Source organism: Streptomyces sp. cg36 (assembly GCF_041080675.1).
Lineage (GTDB): Bacteria > Actinomycetota > Actinomycetes > Streptomycetales > Streptomycetaceae > Streptomyces.
In genome coordinates this window covers 6194785-6212045 of sequence record NZ_CP163520.1, presented here as the reverse complement: position 1 = coordinate 6212045, position 17261 = coordinate 6194785, and the positions used below count along the sequence as shown (strand labels likewise).

At 73.6% G+C, this 17261-nt stretch carries 19 protein-coding genes; 5 read left to right on the top strand and 14 right to left on the bottom strand.

Annotated elements, in window-relative coordinates; genetic code table 11:
- Positions 1–238 precede the first annotated feature (238 nt).
- Both AB5J87_RS27470 and AB5J87_RS27465 read left to right on the top strand, forming a co-directional pair.
- The gene (locus AB5J87_RS27470; protein ID WP_369380236.1) at positions 239–1012 is read left to right on the top strand and encodes a hypothetical protein; all 774 of its coding nucleotides are present in this window, start codon (positions 239–241) and stop codon (positions 1010–1012) included.
- Positions 1013–1375: 363 nt separating this feature from the next.
- A complete protein-coding gene (locus AB5J87_RS27465) occupies positions 1376–1744 on the top strand; it encodes a hypothetical protein (protein ID WP_369380235.1) in 369 nt (122 codons plus the stop codon).
- 50 nt (positions 1745–1794) lie between these two features.
- Here AB5J87_RS27465 and der read toward each other — a convergent pair whose 3' ends face one another.
- From der to AB5J87_RS27440, 5 genes are all read right to left on the bottom strand, one after another.
- Positions 1795–3252, bottom strand: a complete 1458-nt coding sequence (der, locus tag AB5J87_RS27460; RefSeq protein ID WP_369380233.1) for a ribosome biogenesis GTPase Der — start codon at positions 3250–3252, stop codon at positions 1795–1797.
- A gap of 70 nt (positions 3253–3322) precedes the next feature.
- Positions 3323–4006, bottom strand: a complete 684-nt coding sequence (locus AB5J87_RS27455; protein ID WP_369380231.1) for a lysophospholipid acyltransferase family protein — start codon at positions 4004–4006, stop codon at positions 3323–3325.
- Positions 3964–4671: a (d)CMP kinase gene (cmk, locus tag AB5J87_RS27450; RefSeq protein ID WP_369380229.1), complete on the bottom strand. Its 708-nt coding sequence runs from the start codon at positions 4669–4671 to the stop codon at positions 3964–3966. The genes AB5J87_RS27455 and cmk overlap by 43 nt, the downstream gene beginning before the upstream one ends.
- Before the next feature lie 114 nt (positions 4672–4785).
- Complete coding sequence (locus AB5J87_RS27445) at positions 4786–5871, bottom strand: prephenate dehydrogenase (RefSeq protein ID WP_369380226.1); 1086 nt, start codon at positions 5869–5871, stop codon at positions 4786–4788.
- Positions 5872–6222: 351 nt separating this feature from the next.
- Positions 6223–6654 (bottom strand): YidB family protein, encoded by a 432-nt coding sequence (locus tag AB5J87_RS27440; RefSeq protein WP_369380225.1) that lies wholly within the window; start codon positions 6652–6654, stop codon positions 6223–6225.
- A gap of 137 nt (positions 6655–6791) precedes the next feature.
- Between AB5J87_RS27440 and AB5J87_RS27435 the strand changes: the two genes are divergently transcribed.
- From AB5J87_RS27435 to AB5J87_RS27425, 3 genes are read left to right on the top strand one after another with little or no spacing between them, the layout of a single operon-like run.
- Entirely contained in the window at positions 6792–7109 is a 318-nt protein-coding gene (locus AB5J87_RS27435) for a DUF952 domain-containing protein (protein ID WP_369380224.1), read from the top strand.
- A gap of 58 nt (positions 7110–7167) precedes the next feature.
- Positions 7168–7617, top strand: a complete 450-nt coding sequence (locus AB5J87_RS27430) for a Rieske (2Fe-2S) protein (protein WP_369380223.1) — start codon at positions 7168–7170, stop codon at positions 7615–7617.
- A gap of 17 nt (positions 7618–7634) precedes the next feature.
- A complete protein-coding gene (locus tag AB5J87_RS27425; protein ID WP_369380221.1) occupies positions 7635–8375 on the top strand; it encodes a nucleotidyltransferase domain-containing protein in 741 nt (246 codons plus the stop codon).
- Between the two features lie 21 nt (positions 8376–8396).
- On the opposite strand, the gene AB5J87_RS27420 is transcribed toward AB5J87_RS27425, so the two are convergent.
- The 9 genes from AB5J87_RS27420 to ald all read right to left on the bottom strand — a co-directional run bounded on the left by AB5J87_RS27420 (position 8397) and on the right by ald (position 17232).
- Positions 8397–9422: an ADP-ribosylglycohydrolase family protein gene (locus AB5J87_RS27420; RefSeq protein WP_369380220.1), complete on the bottom strand. Its 1026-nt coding sequence runs from the start codon at positions 9420–9422 to the stop codon at positions 8397–8399.
- Entirely contained in the window at positions 9419–10165 is a 747-nt protein-coding gene (locus AB5J87_RS27415) for an NUDIX domain-containing protein (RefSeq protein ID WP_369380218.1), read from the bottom strand. Before AB5J87_RS27415 ends, AB5J87_RS27420 begins: the two co-directional genes overlap by 4 nt.
- A complete protein-coding gene (locus AB5J87_RS27410) occupies positions 10162–10932 on the bottom strand; it encodes a transcriptional regulator (RefSeq protein WP_369380215.1) in 771 nt (256 codons plus the stop codon). The genes AB5J87_RS27415 and AB5J87_RS27410 overlap by 4 nt, the downstream gene beginning before the upstream one ends.
- Before the next feature lie 167 nt (positions 10933–11099).
- Positions 11100–12251, bottom strand: a complete 1152-nt coding sequence (locus tag AB5J87_RS27405) for a pseudouridine synthase (protein ID WP_369380214.1) — start codon at positions 12249–12251, stop codon at positions 11100–11102.
- Positions 12251–12871, bottom strand: coding sequence for an SMC-Scp complex subunit ScpB (gene scpB / locus AB5J87_RS27400; protein WP_369383690.1), 621 nt, complete (start codon positions 12869–12871; stop codon positions 12251–12253). Before scpB ends, AB5J87_RS27405 begins: the two co-directional genes overlap by 1 nt.
- Before the next feature lie 5 nt (positions 12872–12876).
- The gene (locus tag AB5J87_RS27395; RefSeq protein WP_369380213.1) at positions 12877–13992 is read right to left on the bottom strand and encodes a ScpA family protein; all 1116 of its coding nucleotides are present in this window, start codon (positions 13990–13992) and stop codon (positions 12877–12879) included.
- Between the two features lie 72 nt (positions 13993–14064).
- On the bottom strand, positions 14065–14595 hold the full coding sequence (locus AB5J87_RS27390) for a hypothetical protein (protein WP_369380212.1): 531 nt from the start codon (positions 14593–14595) through the stop codon (positions 14065–14067).
- Complete coding sequence (locus AB5J87_RS27385; RefSeq protein WP_369380210.1) at positions 14580–15701, bottom strand: ParA family protein; 1122 nt, start codon at positions 15699–15701, stop codon at positions 14580–14582. The genes AB5J87_RS27390 and AB5J87_RS27385 overlap by 16 nt, the downstream gene beginning before the upstream one ends.
- A gap of 415 nt (positions 15702–16116) precedes the next feature.
- Entirely contained in the window at positions 16117–17232 is a 1116-nt protein-coding gene (gene ald, locus AB5J87_RS27380) for an alanine dehydrogenase (protein ID WP_369380209.1), read from the bottom strand.
- Positions 17233–17261 lie beyond the last annotated feature (29 nt).

Genomic DNA, 17261 nt, shown 5'->3' with positions numbered 1-17261 from the left:
TGAGGGATTTCAGGATTTGTCGACCCCCGACTCTCCCGATCTGTGACTCACCTCACCGGTCCAACTTCCGCACCTGCACGACCGGTTGACGTGGAGTGAGAGATTCCGGCCACGCTCTCACCCTCCGCGCACGGCCGTCGGATTACGCCCGGCCCGGGGCGTGACCCCTGCCACAGATCCGCCGTTGTCCTTTCAAGAGCCGGGAACCACCCGGCGACGCATCCAGTAGGAGCCACCCGTGCCGCGCATGCTCGACGTCAGCGAGGACGTCCGCGCCGAGATCGGCGACGAAGAAGCCGACCGGCTGCTCGCCGGCGAGAACGCCCCGGGCAGCTACGACTGCACCTCCTGCCGCACCCCGGGCGACTCCGAGAACGAAGCCACCAGCACCGTCCTCTTCGTCGGCGAGGAGACCGCGGTCCTCGCCTTCGCCCATGCCTCCTGCATCCCCTCCCAGGTCGTCCAGGTCTCCGAGGAGCAGCTCCAGGGGGCCGTGCGGTCCATCACCGGGGACGAGTTCGGGGGCGCCGCTCCCCGGCAGGCCGTCCTCGGCATCACCAGCGGCCTCATCCTGATCGAGGGCGCGCTGCACCCGGCGCTCGTGGTGGAGCCGACCGCCCCCATCGCCCGCCCCGGCTCCACGGGGCCGACGGACGAGTTCCTGCCCCTCCTCATCGAGCAGGGCTTCGTGCCGGTCACCGACGTCGGCCGGATGCCCTCGGTGCTCTCGGGCTGGTCGGTGCTGCTCGCCATGGGCCAGCTGCACGCGATCCTCCAGCCGGGCACGGGCGCCGGTTCCAGCCCCGTCTCCTGGTGGCAGGCCCACCAGCCGCTCCAGGTGACCGAGGGCTGGCGCGCGGCGGCCAACCGCACCCAGCGCGTCCTGGTCTTCGCCGCCCCGGTCGGCGCGATCGGCCAGCAGCCCCGCGAGGACCTGCTGCGCGACGCCCTGGAGAAGGCCGCCTCCGACGGCACCCTGGTGTCGGTGGCGATGCCGCTGGCGGGCACGTGAGCTGACCCCCGCACCGCCACGGGCGCGCCCGCACCGCAGGGGGCCCGGACCACGCACCGGTCCGGGCCCCCGCCGCCGTCGGTCCGGACCGCCGCTGTTCGTCCGGAGCCGCGCCGCCGTGCGTCCAGAGCCCGCCGCCGTTCCCCCGGAGCCGCGCCGCTCTTCGTCACGGCACCCGCCGCCGGTCCGGCTCCGGCCGGGGCCGGTCGGCGGCGAGCCCCCGCGTGCGCCCGGAAGGCCCCGTGCATCCGGTGGTGCGCGATATCCGCCGTCAGCCCGCATCCCGGGGCTGCCGGGGTCGTTGGCACCTACGTGCACGCATACGAGCCCTCCCGCCAGCCGTACCAGTCACAGATCCCCAACATGCGCCCCGCGCAGGACTTCACGGGCGCCCACTCGCCCACGCCGATCTACGACGCGCTGTACTCCGAGTACCGCAGGTCCTTCCGGGCGCTGCCGGGCGATCGCAGCGGCGAGGACGACCTCGGCTTCCGCGGCTTCGCCGCGCTCGGGCACACCGGGGCGCACAGCTTCCGCCCCGCCCACCAGCAGCACCCGCAGATGCCGCACCCCCAGCCCGTCCCCAGCCTCCAGCCGTACCCCGCGCACAGCGGCGTCGCCTGGCAGATGAGCGGCGCGGGCATGGCGGGCGGCGCCGTGCAGGGGCGGCAGTACACCGGGCTCCACCAGCTCCCGGCGGCACTGCCGCCCGCGCCCCGCAGGGGCCTTTGAGACCTTGAGACCGGGGCCGGACGCTCCGGCCCGGCCCCGCCCCCGAGGGGTTACTTCTTCCGGTTGGCGCCGCGCTTCTCGCGCACCCGCACCGAAAGGTGGATCGGGGTGCCCTCGAAGCCGAACTCCTCGCGCAGCCGGCGCTCGACGAAGCGGCGGTAGCCGTGCTCCAGGAAGCCGGAGGCGAAGAGCACGAAGCGCGGCGGCTTGGTGCCGGCCTGGGTGCCGAAGAGGATGCGCGGCTGCTTGCCGCCGCGGATCGGGTGCGGGTGGGCGGCGACGATCTCACCGAGGAAGGCGTTGAGCCGGCCGGTGGGGACCCGGGTCTCCCAGCCCGCCAGCGCGGTCTCGATCGCCGGGACCAGCTTCTCCATGTGGCGGCCGGTCAGCGCGGAGACGTTGACGCGCGGGGCCCAGGAGACCTGCTGCATCTCGGTCTCGATCTCGCGCTCCAGGTAGTAGCGGCGCTCCTCGTCGAGGTCGTCCCACTTGTTGTACGCGATGACGACGGCACGGCCGGACTCGACGGCCATGGTGATGATCCGCTGGTCCTGGACGCTGATGTTCTCGGTCGCGTCGATCAGGATCACCGCCACCTCCGCCTTCTCGACGGCGGCGGCCGTGCGCAGCGAGGCGTAGTAGTCGGCGCCCTGCTGGAGGTGGACGCGCTTGCGGATGCCCGCGGTGTCGATGAACTTCCAGGTCACCCCGCCGAGCTCGATCAGCTCGTCGACCGGGTCGCGGGTGGTGCCGGCCAGCTCGTTGACGACGACGCGGTCCTCCTTGGCGACCTTGTTCAGGAGGGAGGACTTGCCGACGTTCGGGCGGCCGATGAGCGCGATGCGGCGGGGGCCGCCGGGGGCGGCGCCGCCGAAGGTCTGCGCGGGCGCCTCCGGGAGCGCCTCCAGGACCGCGTCCAGCATGTCGCCGGTGCCGCGGCCGTGCAGCGAGGAGACCGGGTGCGGCATGCCGAGGCCCAGCGACCACAGGGAGGCGGCGTCCGCCTCGCCCGACTGGCCGTCCACCTTGTTGGCGCACAGCACGACGGGCTTGCCGGCCCGGCGCAGCAGCTTGACGACGGCCTCGTCGGTGTCGGTGGCGCCGACCTTGGCGTCCACCACGAAGACACAGGCGTCGGCGGCCTCGATCGCGTACTCCGCCTGGGCGGCGACGGACGCGTCGATGCCGAGCACGTCCTGCTCCCAGCCGCCGGTGTCGACGACCTTGAACCGGCGTCCGGCCCACTCCGCCTCGTAGGTGACCCGGTCGCGGGTGACGCCCGGCTTGTCCTCGACGACCGCCTCGCGGCGGCCGATGATCCGGTTCACCAGGGTCGACTTGCCGACGTTCGGGCGGCCGACGACGGCGAGGACGGGGAGCGGGCCGTGGCCCGCCTCCTCGATCGCGCCCTCGACGTCCTCGATGTCGAAGCCCTCTTCCGCGGCGAGCTCCATGAACTCCGCGTACTCGGCGTCGCCAAGCGCTCCGTGGTCGTGCTGGTCGTTCATGAAGTCCGTTCCTCGTTCTGCGTCATCGATGGACCGGCGTCCGGTCCACTACTCAAGTCTCAAGTCTCGCTCAGCGCCCGGTGAGGCGCCTGGCGTTCTCCAGGTGGCGGGTGAGCCGCTCCTGGATCCGTACGGTCGCCTCGTCCAGCGCCGTACGGGTCCGCCGGCCGCTGCCGTCGCCCGCCTCGAAGGCGTCGCCGAAGACGACGTCCACCCGGCTGCGCAGCGGCGGCAGCGCCTTTATCAACCGTCCCCGGCGCTCGGTGCTTCCCAGCACCGCCACCGGCACGATCGGCGCCCCCGACCGCAGGGCGAAGTAGGCGAGCCCGGCGCGCAGCGAGGCGAAGTCTCCCTCGCCCCGGGTGCCCTCGGGGAAGATCCCGAGCACACCGCCCCCGGAGAGCACCCCGACGGCCTGGTCGATCGCGGTCCGGTCGACGGTCGACCGGTCCACCTGGACCTGTCCGATCCCGCGCAGGAACGGATCCAGCGGCCCGACGAACGCCTCCTTCTTGATGAGGAAGTGCACCGGCCGGGGCGCGGTCCCCATCAGCATCGGCCCGTCGATGTTGTGCGCGTGGTTGACGGCGAGGATGGCCGGGCCGCTCGCCGGAACCCGCCAGGCGCCCAGCACCCGCGGCTTCCACAGCCCGTACATCAGTCCGACGCCGATCCGGCGCCCGACCTCGGCGCCGCGCTCCGTGGGAGCCGTCACCTGGCCGCCCGCTTCTCCTCGACGAGGGTGACCACGCACTCGATGACCTGGTCCAGCGTGAGCTCGGTGGTGTCCACCTCGACGGCGTCGTCGGCCTTGGCCAGCGGGGACGTCTTGCGGCTGGAGTCGGCCGCGTCCCGCTTGATCAGGGCCTCGCGGGTGGTGGCCACGTCCACGCCCTTGAGCTCGCCGCTGCGCCGGGCGGCGCGCGCCTCCGGGGAGGCGGTGAGGAACACCTTCAGATCGGCGTCGGGCAGCACGGTCGTGCCGATGTCACGGCCCTCGACCACGATGCCCGCCCCGGCCGAGGCGGCGGTGTCCCGCTGGAGCTGGGTGATCAGCGCCCGCACCTCCGGGACCGCGCTGACGGCGCTGACCTTGGCGGTGACCTCCTGCGTACGGATGGGACCGGACGCGTCGAGGCCGTCGACCGTGATGGTCGGCGCGGCGGGGTCGGTGCCGGAGACGATGACGGGCTTGGCGGCGGCGGTCGCGATCGCCGCCGGGTCCTCGGTGTCCACGCCGTTGGTGAGCATCCACCAGGTGATGGCCCGGTACTGGGCGCCGGTGTCCAGATAGCTCAGCCCCAGCTTGGCGGCGACCGCCTTGGAGGTGCTGGACTTGCCGGTGCCGGACGGGCCGTCGATGGCGACGATCACAGCTGCCGGAGCGGTCCGGGCGGCGCTTTCCACGGTGACGGACACCTTCCTGGTACGGGGACGGGCTGGGCGGCCACACATCCGCCCCGCGTCTAAGGTTACCGGCCCGGCCGCGCGCCCCCGCCCGGCGCCCGGCGGGCCCCGCCCCCGGTGGCGGGGCTACTGCCGGATGGCCCAGCCCCGCTCCCGCAGCGAGGCGGTGAGGCCCGGGACGGCGGCGGGCTCGACCATCAGCTGGACCAGGCCCGCCTGCTGCCCGGTCGCGTGCTCGATCCGCACGTCCTCGATGTTGACCCCGGCGCGGCCCGCGTCCGCGAAGATCCGGGCCAGCTCGCCCGGCTGGTCGCTGATCAGCACCGCGACGACCTCGTACGCCGTGGGGGCCGCGCCGTGCTTGCCGGGGACGCGCTCGCGGCCCGCGTTGCCGCGCCGCAGCACGTCCTCGACTCCGGCCGCGCCGCCGCGCCGCTTCTGCTCGTCGCCGGACTCCAGGGAGCGCAGCGCCCGTACCGTCTCGTCCAGGTCGGCGGCGATCCCCGCCAGCACGTCGGCGACCGGGCCCGGGTTGGCGGAGAGGATCTCCACCCACATCCGGGGGTCGGAGGCGGCGATCCGGGTGACGTCCCGGATGCCCTGCCCGCACAGCCGCACCGCCGTCTCGTCCGCCTGCTCCAGCCGGGCGGCGACCATGGAGGAGACCAGCTGCGGGGTGTGCGAGACGAGCGCCACCGCGCGGTCGTGCGCGTCCGCGTCCATCACCACCGGCACCGCGCGGCAGAGCGCGACCAGCTCCAGGGCGAGGTTGAGCACCTCGGTGTCGGTGTCCCGGGTCGGGGTGAGCACCCAGGGGCGGCCCTCGAAGAGGTCGGCGGTGGCGGCGAGCGGCCCCGAGCGCTCCTTGCCGGACATCGGGTGCGTACCGATGTACGAGGTGAGGTCGCAGCCCAGCGCCTCCAGCTCGCGGCGCGGACCGCCCTTGACGCTGGCCACGTCGAGGTACGCGCGCGCGGCGCCCGCCCCGATGAGCTCGGCCAGGGTGGCGGCGACATGGGCGGGCGGCACCGCGACGACCGCCAGGTCCACCCGGCCCCCGGGCATCTCGTCCGTCCCGGCGCCGAGCGCGGCGGCGGTGCGGGCCTGGGCCGGGTCGTGGTCGACCAGGTGGACGGCGACGCCGCGCCCGGCGAGGGCCAGGGCCGCGGACGTGCCGATCAGGCCGGTGCCGATGACGAGTGCGGTCCTCACGGGGTGGTGTCCTTGCGCAGTGCGGCGGCCGTCCGGGCTCGGGGCACGGCCGGAGGTACCCGTACGGGCCCCCCGGCCAGCCTAGCCAGTGGGCCCGGCATCGGTGCGCGGCGGCCACCGCATCCGGGCCGGGGCACGACCGAAGGCACCCGTGCGGGCATCCGTACGGACCGGGCCCGGTGCACGACCGAAGGGCACCCGGCCGGTCCGGGCCGCCGGAGCGGCGGCGGTGCCGCGCCGGTCGCCGTCTCCGGGCCCGCCCGGCGGGGTGGCGACCGCACGGGCCGCCGGACCGGCACCGGGGTGCGCCGGTAGCCCGCTCCGGGCCCGGGGCACAGCCGAAGCCGGCTCCTACAGGTTCTGCTGCCTGATCAGGTCCTCCAGCGAGGTGCCCGCCTGCGGGAGCTCACCGCCGGGGGTCAGCTTGTCGACCGCTTGCGGCAGGCTCTGGGCGAGCTGGTCGGCGGCCTCCCGCGGCGAGACGCCGGCCTCCCGGGCCACCTGCTGGAGCGTCTCGTCCGGCACGGCCTCCTGGATCTGGGCGCCGGTGACCTGCTGGTTGTCGCCCGGGCCGATCCAGGACTGCGCCTGGTCGGTCAGCCCGGACCTGGTCAGCATGTCCATCAGCCCGCCGAGCGGATTGCCTCCGTTCGACTGGCCACCGCCGCCGAGCGCGCCCAGCAGCGCGCCGAGGATGTTCCCGGCGCCGCCGCTCGACGAGGTCCCGGAACCGCTGCCGCCGAGGAGCCCGCCCAGAAGTCCGCCGAGATCGTTTCCCGCCATGGTCCTGCCCTTCGAGAGGTGGGTGGGGACACGGTCAATGTCACCCTGGCGCCGGTGGCGCGCCACTCGGCCGGTCACCGTGCGTCAAGGTGCGGTAGAGCCGGTCACCGTGCGTCAAGGTGCGGTAGAACGGTCGGATGATCTTCCATGTGGTTCCCGCGCCGGAGTGGACGGCCGCCGGAGCGGCCCCCTACGCCCCGCCCTCGCTCGCCGCCGAGGGCTTCGTCCACTGCTCGGCCGACCCCGGGGCGGCGCTGACGGTCGCCAACGCCCACTACCGCGACGCGCCCGCCCCGCTGCTGCTGGTCGGCATCGACGAGGCACGGCTGGCCGCCGAGGTCCGCTGGGAGGGGGCGGGGCAGGCGTTCCCGCACGTGTACGGGCCGATCGGGCGCGAGGCGGTGGCCGAGGTGCGCGAGCTGCGCCGGGAGGCCGGCGCCTGGGTTGGGCCATAGGGCGTACGGCACGCGCGCGTCACGGAATTCGCCGCGGGGTTGCACCAGGATGGCGCCCATGACGACACCCACCTCCCGCCGCGCGGTGCTCGCGGTGGCCGCGGGCACGGCCGCGCTGGCCGGCTGCGGCGGCGGCGACAAGAGCAGCGGTACGGACGCCACGCCCACCGGCGGCCGGACCTCTCCCCCGGTCGCGTCCGCGCCGAGCTCGTCCGCCGGGGGCGCGGTGCTGGCCACCACGTCGGAGATCCCGGTGGGCGGCGGCACGGTCTTCGCGGACCGCAAGGTCGTGGTCACCCAGCCCGAGGCGGGCACCTTCAAGGCGTTCTCGGCGATCTGCACCCACCAGGGCTGCACGGTCAAGGACGTCTCGGGCGGGACGATCAACTGCCCCTGCCACGGCAGCAAGTACCGCGTGGCCGACGCCTCGGTGGCGGCGGGCCCGGCGCCCCGGCCGCTCCCGGCCGAGCGGATCACGGTCGAAAACGGTTCGATCCGGCTGGCCTGACCGGCGAGAATCGGCGGATGACGCCCGAGCAGCTGGTCCGCGACCACACCGTCTACTCCTGTGTGATGGGCTCGCGCGCCTTCGGTCTGGCCACCGCCGCGAGCGACACGGACCGGCGGGGCGTCTATCTGGCGCCGACCCCGCTGTTCTGGCGCTTCGACAAGCCGCCGACCCATGTGGAGGGCCCGGCCGAGGAGCAGTTCAGCTGGGAGCTGGAACGGTTCTGCGAACTGGCCCTGCGCGCCAACCCCAACATCCTGGAGTGCCTGCACTCCCCCCTCGTCGAACGGATCGACGACACCGGCCGCGAACTCCTGGACCTGCGCGGCGCCTTCCTCTCCCGCCGCGTCCACGACACCTTCACGCGCTACGCCCTGGGCCAGCGCAAGAAGCTGGAGGCGGACGTGCGCCTGCACGGCGCGCCGCGCTGGAAGCACGCGATGCACCTGCTGCGCCTGCTGGCCGACTGCCGCGACCTGCTGCGCACCGGCGTCCTCGACATCGACGTCGGCGCCGAACGCGACCGGCTGCTGGCGGTCAGGAACGGCGAGGTGACCTGGGCGGAGGTCGAGACCCGGATGACCCGCCTGGCCCAGGAGACGGAAGAGGCGGCCACCCGCACACCCCTGCCACCGGACCCGGACCACGCGCGCGTGGCGGACTTCCTGTTCCGGACCCGCCGCGCCTCGGCGCACCGACCGCACCCGCACGACGAGATCGTGCAACGCGTCGCCCCCACCCGCCACCCCGGGCAGTAGCGACCGGGTCCACCGCGTGGATCATGAATCCCAGAGCGCCCCGAGGGTGAGCAGTTCGCTGCGGTACTCGATCCGTTCCGCCCACTCCTTCGGCCAGGCCGAGGCGCCCAGGTGGGCGCCCGCGAAGGCGCCGGTGAGGCAGGCTATGGAGTCGGAGTCGCCCTGGGTGCAGGCGGCCCGGCGCAGGGCCGTCAGGGGGTCGCCGGGGAAGAGCAGGAAGCAGACCAGGGCCGTGGCCAGGGCCTCCTCGGCCACCCAGCCGTCGCCCGTCACCAGGCACGGGTCGGTCTCCGGCGACGGGTCGTGCAGCGCCTTGAGGACCCGGTCCAGGGCGTCCAGGCACTCGTCCCAGCCGCGCGCCATGAAGAGGTCGGGCGACTCGTCGTGGGCATAGGTCCACAGGTCGCCCAGCCAGCGCTCGTGGTAGCGGGTGCGGTTCTCGTACGCGTACGAGCGGAGCTGGCCGACCAGGCCGACCGGGTCCGCGCCCCGGGCGAGCAGGAACACCGCGCGGGCCGTCAGATCGCTGGCCGCCAGCGCCGTGGGGTGGCCGTGGGTCAGGGCCGACTGGAGCTGGGCCGCGCCCGCCCGCTGCGCGTCGCTCAGTCCGGGCACCAGGCCCACCGGGGCCACCCGCATGTTGGCGCCGCAGCCCTTGGAACCGAGCTGGCTCGCCTGCTGCCAGCGCAGGTCGGTGTCGAGCAGGCCGCAGGCGACCAGGCAGGTGCGGCCGGGGGCGCGGTTGTTCTCGGGCGAGTGGTACCACTGGACGAACTCGGCGCGGACCGGGCGCTCCAGGCGCCGCGCGTCCAGCAGCCCCCGGTCCATCGCTGCCCTGATGCCCCGGCCGACCGCCAGCGTCATCTGGGTGTCGTCGGTGACCGTCGCGGGCCGGGGCAGCCGCATCTCGCGCCAGGGGCCGCACTTCGACAGGATCGTGGGCACCGAGTTGAACTCGGTCGGGAAGCCCAGCGCGTCCCCCAGCGCCAGGCCGATCAGTGAGCCGGTGGCCGCCTGCTTCGCTCGGCTGCTCGCACGACTGTTCATGAGGCTCGTCCTTCCGGGCGCAGGAGCGGCGGGTGCAGCGCGGTCGCCGCGCCCGCCCGGTACAGCGCGGCCGGCTTGCCCCGACCGCCGGTCAGACGCGCGGCTCCGTCGACCGGCTCCACGAAGCCGGGCGTGGCCAGGACCTTGCGTCGGAAGTTCGGGCGGTCCAGGGGCGTGCCCCAGACCGTCTCGTAGACCTGCCGCAGCTCGCCGAGCGTGAACTCGGGCGGGCAGAACGCGGTGGCCAGGCAGGTGTATTCGAGCTTGGCGCCGATCCGCTCGTACGCGTCGGCGACGATCCGCTCGTGGTCGAAGGCGAGGCCGTCGTACCCGCCGAACGGCACCCACTGCGCGTGCGCCGCGTCCCCGCCGCCGTGCGGCTCGGGCAGATCGGGCACGAGCGCGGTGTAGGCGACCGACACCACCCGCATCCGGGGATCGCGGTCCGGGTCGCTGTAGGTGCGCAGCTGCTCCAGGTGCAGGCCCGCCACCACGTCGTCGGGCAGCCCGGTCTCCTCGGCCAGTTCCCGGCGCGCCGCCTGTCCGGCGCTCTCGCGGGGCAGCACGAATCCGCCGGGCAGCGCCCACTCGTCCTTGTACGGCTCCTCGCCGCGGCGGATGAGCAGCAGGTGCAGCACGCCGTCGCGGACCGTGCAGACCGCGAGGTCGACGGTGACGGCGAACGGCTCGAAGGCGTACGGGTCGTACCCCTCCGGCACCCTGGCCGGGCCCGCCGGGCTCACGGCCGCCCCCCGAACGGTTCGGTCAGGCCCCAGTCCTCGCCCAGGAAGGCGTCCACCGCGTCGACGGCGGCGGCCAGCGTCCGGGCGGGCGAGGCGCCCCGCAGCACCGCGCACCGGCCGTCCGGGCGCGGCGGCCGGGCCCGGCCCGACGGGTCGGCGAGCAGCCACAGATGGCGCCGGGCCCGGGCGTCGCCGGCGGCGCAGAACAGCACCGGCGCGCCCGTGCGCGCGGCCTGCTCCTCGCGGGCCGCGCCGCACGGGGGCACCCAGCGCGTCCCGGCCCAGACCCCGCCGCGCCGCTGGTAGCGCTCGGCCAGCGAGCGGGCCAGGGTGGTGGCGGCCGGGTCGGGGCCGAGCACCGCGACCCGGCGGGTCAGCCAGGCCCGTACCGGCTGCTCCAGGAAGTCCCAGCACCCGACCGGGTCCTTGCGGACGGCGGCGGCCGAGACGGGGAAGAGCGCGCGCTCGGGGTCGACGCACTCGTGCTCCGCCCCGAACCGCCGCGCCAGCCGCTCGCCGTGCCGCTCGGAGGTGAAGACCGCGTCCACCCGCGCCAGTGAGCGCGTGGAGCGGACGACGCGGACGCGCGGATGGACCTCGGCCATCCAGCGCGCCCGCGTCCGCGCCGCCGCGGCTTCCCCGGCCGCCGTGCACACCAGCACGGTCAGCGCACCGCAGCGGTCCTCGGCGGTCCGTACGAGGTGGTGGTGACCGGCGTGCGGCGGGCAGAACGTGCCGATCACCAGCCCGTGCCCGTACCGCTTCATCCGTCGTCACCCCCGCCCGCTTCTTAATAGTCATTTTGACTATAAAGGTCGCGGGCGGTCCGCACAACAGCCGTGCGCGGCTCCGCGTGACAGCCGCCCACGGCACGAAAGGGCCCGGCCCCCGTCGGTCGGGGGCCGGGCCCTTTCGGTTCAGCGGTGGCGGGCGGCTACAGGCCGACCTCGCGCATCAGCATGCCCACCTCGGTGTTGGTGAGGCGGCGCAGCCAGCCGGACTTCTGGTCGCCCAGCGCGATCGGGCCGAAGGAGACCCGGACGAGCTTCTCGACCGGGAAGCCGGCCTCGGCCATCATGCGGCGCACGATGTGCTTGCGGCCCTCGTGGAGCTCGATCTCCACCAGGTAGTTCTTGCCGGTCTGCTGCACGACCCGGAAGGCGTCCGCGCGCGCGTAGCCGTCCTCCAGCTGGATGCCCTCCTTGAGCCGCTTGCCGATCTCGCGCGGCAGCGGGCCCGTGATGGCCGCCAGGTAGGTCTTCTTCACGCCGTACTTGGGGTGGGTGAGACGGTGTGCCAGCTCACCGTGGTTGGTGAGCAGGATGATGCCCTCGGTCTCGGTGTCCAGCCGGCCGACGTGGAAGAGCCGCGTCTCCCGGTTGGTCACGTAGTCGCCCAGGCACTGCCGGCCGTCCGGGTCCTCCATGGTGGAGACGACACCGGCCGGCTTGTTCAGCGCGAAGAACAGGTACGACTGGGTGGCGACGGTCAGACCGTCCACCTTGATCTCGTCCTTCTCCGGGTCGACGCGCATGCCCTGTTCGAGGACGATCTCGCCGTTGACCTCGACGCGGGCCTGCTCGATCAGCTCCTCGCAGGCGCGCCGCGAGCCCATGCCGGCGCGGGCGAGCACCTTCTGCAGCCGCTCGCCCTCCTGCTCGGCGCCCGGGAAGGTCTTGGGGAGCTTGATGTCGGGCTTGTCCGCGTACCGGTCGCGGTTGCGCTGCTCGATCTTGGCGTCCAGCTCGCGCGAGCGGGCCGGGGTCTGGCGCTGGCCGTGCGGGCCGCGGCGCGGCTGGCCGCCGCCCTGGGGCGCCTTGGGGCCGCCCTTGGCGCCGCCGCGCGCGGACGCGCCGCGACCACCGCGGGGGGCGTCGCCGCCCACGTCGTAGGTGCGCTCCTCGGGGCGGAGGGGGCGCTGCTTGCCGCTGCCGCTCTGGCGCGGGCCGCCGCCCTGGCGGTGGCCGTCCCGGCCGCCGCCGGCGCCGCCCCGGCCGCCACCGCCGCTGCTGCCGCGGCCGCCGCTGTTGCCACCACGGCTCCCGCCGTTGTTTCCGCTGCTGTTCCTGCCGCTGCTGCTTCGCATCAAAGTTCCGTCTTGTCGTCTGCGGGGGTCTCCGGGGCGTCCAGCGCGTCCGGATCGAACGACGGCACACCTTCCAGGGTCTCGGACTCGATCGCGTCCGCCTCGGGGAGGAAGGGCGCGAGCTCCGGGAGCTCGTCCAGGCCGCGCAGGCCCATCCGCTCCAGAAAGTAGTTCGTCGTCCTGTACAGGATCGCACCTGTTTCGGGTTCCGCGCCCGCCTCGTCGACCAGACCCCGCTGGAGCAGGGTCCGCATGACCCCGTCGCAGTTGACTCCGCGCACCGCCGAGACCCGGGAACGGCTGACCGGCTGGCGGTAGGCGACGACCGCCAGCGTCTCCAGGGCCGCCTGGGTGAGCCGGGCCTGCTGGCCGTCCAGGACGAAGCCCTCGACGGCCTCCGCGTACTCGGCCCGGCTGTAGAACCGCCAGCCGCCCGCCACCAGCCGCAGCTCGAAGCCGCGGCCCTGGACGGTGTACTCGTCCGCCAGCTCGCGCAGGGCGTCCGCCACGGCCCGCCGGGGCCGGTCCAGGACCTTCGCCAGGTGCTCCTCGGTCGCGGGCTCGTCCACGACCATCAGGACGGCCTCCAGGGCGGGCTTGAGCGCGGGCGCCTCGGCCATCTCGGTCACGCCTTCTCCTCCTGCACGATCCGGTCGAACTCGTCGGTGACGAGCGCCCCGCCCCCGTCCGCGTCCCCGTTCCCGCCGCTCCACCGCACCAGGAGCTCCCCGAGGGCCTCGTCCTGGTCGAGGACGACGGCCTTCTCGCGGTAGAGCTCCAGCAGGGCGAGGAACCGGGCGACGACGGTCAGGGTGTCCGGGGCGTCACTGGTCAGCTCCTGGAAGCTGGCGCCGCCGCGCTCGCGCAGCAGGGCGACCACCACGGCGGCCTGCTCCTGCACGGAGACCAGCGGCGCGTGGATGTGGTCGACGTACACCTGGGGCTTGGCCCGGGGCTGCATCGCCTTCACGGCGAGCTTGGCGAACCCCTCGGCGCCGATGCTGATGACGACCTCGGGCAGCAGCTCGGCGTGGTGCGCCTCCAGGCCGACCGTACGGGGGTACCGGCGCGCCTCGCTGTCCAGCCGCTCGGTGAAGATCTCCGCGATCCGCTTGTACGCGCGGTACTGGAGGAGCCGCGCGAACAGCAGGTCCCGCGCCTCAAGGAGGGCGAGGTCCGCCTCGTCCTCCACCTCGGCGACCGGCAGCAGCCGGGCCGCCTTGAGGTCGAGCAGGGTGGCGGCGACGACCAGGAACTCGGTGGTCTGGTCGAGGTCCCAGTCCGCGCCCATGGCCCGGATGTGGGCCATGAACTCGTCGGTCACCTTGGAGAGCGCCACCTCGGTGACGTCCATCTTGTGCTTCGAGATGAGCTGGAGCAGCAGATCGAAGGGGCCCTCGAAGTTCGTGAGGCGCACCGTGAAGCGGCCGTCGCCGGGGGCGGCCCCCACCGCGGGGAGTTCCGCGTCGGGCCGCGCCTCAAGCGGCGCGGGGAGCGGGGCGACCGGCCCGGGACGGTCCGCGTCCGCGGGCGGGGGATCAGGGGCCTCGACGGGGGCGGGTTGCGCGGGACTGCGGGACGGGGGGCCGCCGTGCCCACCCGTGCCGTCCTCGGCGGCCCCACTGCCCGCAGCGGCGGGGCTTTCGGGAAGGGGCGGGGCGGGGGCGGCCCCCGGCCCCCGCCCGAGCGCACGGCGAGCCCCCCGCGCTGCGGGAACGTGCGGGTCGTCGGCGTTGGGCAAGAGGCGTTCCAGACGGGGAGCGGGCGGTACGGGGGCGCGGGCGGCGCACGGCCGCACGCCGCAGGCTAGCGGCTACCGCCCCCGCAGGCGCCGTACGAGAATGCTCGCGTCGCCCCGCGACTCCAGGTCGGCGAGGACGACGGCGACCGCCTCGCGCACGATGCGCCCGCGGTCCACGGCGAGCCCGTGCTCACCGCGCAGGACCAGGCGCGCGTGCTCCAGGTCCATCAGCTCCTCGGCGGAGACGTACACCGTGATCTTCTCGTCGTGCCGCTCGCGCCCGCTGGGGCGGCGGTTGGCCGCCCGCGCCCGGCGGCGCTGCTGCGCGGTGCTGGGAGCGGCCTGGGCAGCCGCCGGGCGCGCGCCCTTGGCGGCCTCGGCGGCGGCCGAGCGGCTGCGCGGCTCACCCGACGCCGGTTCCTCCTCGGCCGCCGTGTGCTCGGCCTGCGGCGCGGCCTCCTCGGCCGCCGGGTCGCTCTCGCCCGCCGGTCCGGGCACCTTGGCCTCGCCGTTGGCCCGCCTGGGGGTGGAGGACTGGAGCGCCATCCCTCCGGTCGTACGGAACAGTTCGTCGGCCCCGGGCAGACTCACTCGGCGTGACACCGGGCGAGCACCTCCCTGGCGAGCTGGCGGTAGGCGGCGGCACCGACGGAGTTGGACGCGTACGTCGTGATCGGCTCGCCGGCGACGGTGGTCTCCGGGAAGCGCACGGTCCGGCCGATCACCGTGTGGTAGACGTGGTCGTCGAACGCCTCGACGACCCGGGCCAGCACCTCGCGGCTGTGCACCGTACGGGAGTCGTACATGGTGGCGAGGATGCCGTCGAGCTCCAGGTCGGGGTTGAGCCGCTCCTGGACCTTCTCGATCGTCTCGGTCAGCAGGGCGACACCGCGCAGCGCGAAGAACTCGCACTCCAGCGGCACGATCACCTTGTGAGCCGCCGTCAGGGCGTTGACGGTGAGCAGGCCGAGCGAGGGCTGACAGTCGATCACGATGTAGTCGTAGTCGGCCATCAGGGGCTTCAGGGCGCGCTGGAGCGTGGACTCCCGGGCGACCTCGCTGACCAGCTGCACCTCGGCGGCGGAGAGGTCGATGTTGCTCGGCAGCAGGTCCATGTTGGGGACCGCGGTCTTGAGCAGCACCTCGTCCGCCGACATGCCCCGCTCCATGAGCAGGTTGTAGACGGTGAGGTCGAGCTCCATCGGGTTCACCCCGAGGCCGACCGAGAGGGCGCCCTGCGGGTCGAAGTCCACGAGCAGCACGCGGCGTCCGTACTCCGCGAGCGCGGCACCCAGGTTGATGGTCGACGTGGTCTTGCCGACGCCGCCCTTCTGGTTGCACATCGCGATGATCTTCGCGGGTCCGTGGTCGGTCAGCGGACCCGGGATCGGGAAGTACGGCAGCGGCCGTCCGGTGGGGCCGATCCGCTCGCGGCGCTGGCGCGCGGCGTCGGGGGCGAGGGTGGCCGCGTACTCGGGGTCGGGCTCGTACTCGGCGTCGGGGTCGTAGAAGTGCCCCTGGGGCACCTCGTCGTAGTCGGCGAAAGCGGCGGTCTCGCGGCCGCTCTCGTTGCCGGCCATGGCGTTCACGTGTAGGCCGTCCATCATCCGTGGGGCTGTCGTCATGTGCGGGGTGGTTGCGAAGGTGCGGACCGCGACGGAGCCGACAGCCTCAGCAGGCCCCGAAGGGCCATGGCCCCGTTCGGGCATCCCTGGTTGACCACCTCCGGGAGTAAATGTCGACTCATTCACAAGTCGTCTTACCTCCTTGGAAGTGACCAGGAAACTTTATCGATAGGTCAGCGTGGCACCATGCCGACGGTTGGCGACTCTATGGCGTGTCACCGGTCCGCAGCAACACAATCCGCCGGACCCGGCCGGATGTGTCGGCAACCGAACACCGCTCTGTCAAGGGCGTACGGGCATCAGAGCGCGGGTTTCAGGGGTGCGCGAAACGGTTAAAGAGTTACGTTCGAGGCGAGTTGAGCGAGCCTGCGACACTCCGGGGGAAGTGTCGCGATACACATCCGGCCGGACCTTGGTCGACAAGGTCCGGCCGGGTGAGTGAGGTTGACGACGTACGTTGACGAACCGATTCGTCAGGGTGTCGTCACGGCGTGGCGGCTCAGCCGAGGAGCGTGCTCAGCTCCAGCGTCTCCAGGCCGTGGGCCTCGGCGACCGGGCCGTAAACGACCTGGCCGTCATGGGTGTTGAGGCCCAGGGCGAGCGCCGGGTCGCGGCGCAGCGCCTCGACCCAGCCGTTGTTCGCCAGCGACACGATGTAGGGCAGCGTGGCGTTGGTGAGGGCGTAGGTGGAGGTGTTGGGCACCGCGCCCGGCATGTTGGCGACGCAGTAGAAGACCGAGTTGTGGACCATGAAGGTCGGCTCGGCGTGGGTGGTGGGACGCGAGTCCTCGAAGCAGCCGCCCTGGTCGATCGCGATGTCGACAAGAACACTTCCGGGCTTCATCTTGGCGACGAGCTCGTTGGTGACCAGCTTGGGGGCCTTGGCGCCCGGGATGAGCACCGCGCCGATGACCAGGTCGGCCTCGACGACGGCCTTCTCCAGCTCGTAGGCGTTGGAGACGATCGTCTGCACCTTGGTGCCGAAGACCTTGTCGGCCTCGCGGAGCTTGTTGATGTCCTTGTCGAGCAGGGTCACGTGGAAGCCCATGCCGACCGCGATCTGCGTGGCGTTCCAGCCGGAGACGCCACCGCCGATGACGACGGCCCTGCCCGCGTGGGTGCCGGGCACGCCGCCGGGCAGCACGCCGCGGCCACCGGCCGAGCGCATCAGGTGGTAGGCGCCGACCTGCGGGGCCAGGCGGCCCGCGACCTCGGACATCGGGGCGAGCAGCGGGAGCGCGCGGTTCGCGGTCTCCACCGTCTCGTACGCGATGGCGGTGGTGCCGGACTCCAGCAGGGCGTCCGTGCACTCGCGGGAGGCGGCGAGGTGCAGGTAGGTGAAGAGCGTCTGGTCCTTGCGGAGGCGGTGGTACTCCTCGGCGATGGGCTCCTTGACCTTCAGCAGCAGGTCGGCGGCGGCCCAGACCTCGTCGGCGGTGGCGAGGATCTCGGCACCGGCGGCCACGTACTCGGCGTCCGTGATCGACGAGCCGACACCGGCGTTCTGCTCGATGACGACCTGGTGGCCGTGGCGCACCAGCTCGTGCACGCCGGCGGGGGTGATGGCCACCCGGAACTCGTTGTTCTTGACCTCGCGGGGGATACCGACCTTCACGTCGATCACGGTCCTTGGCTCAGGGGATG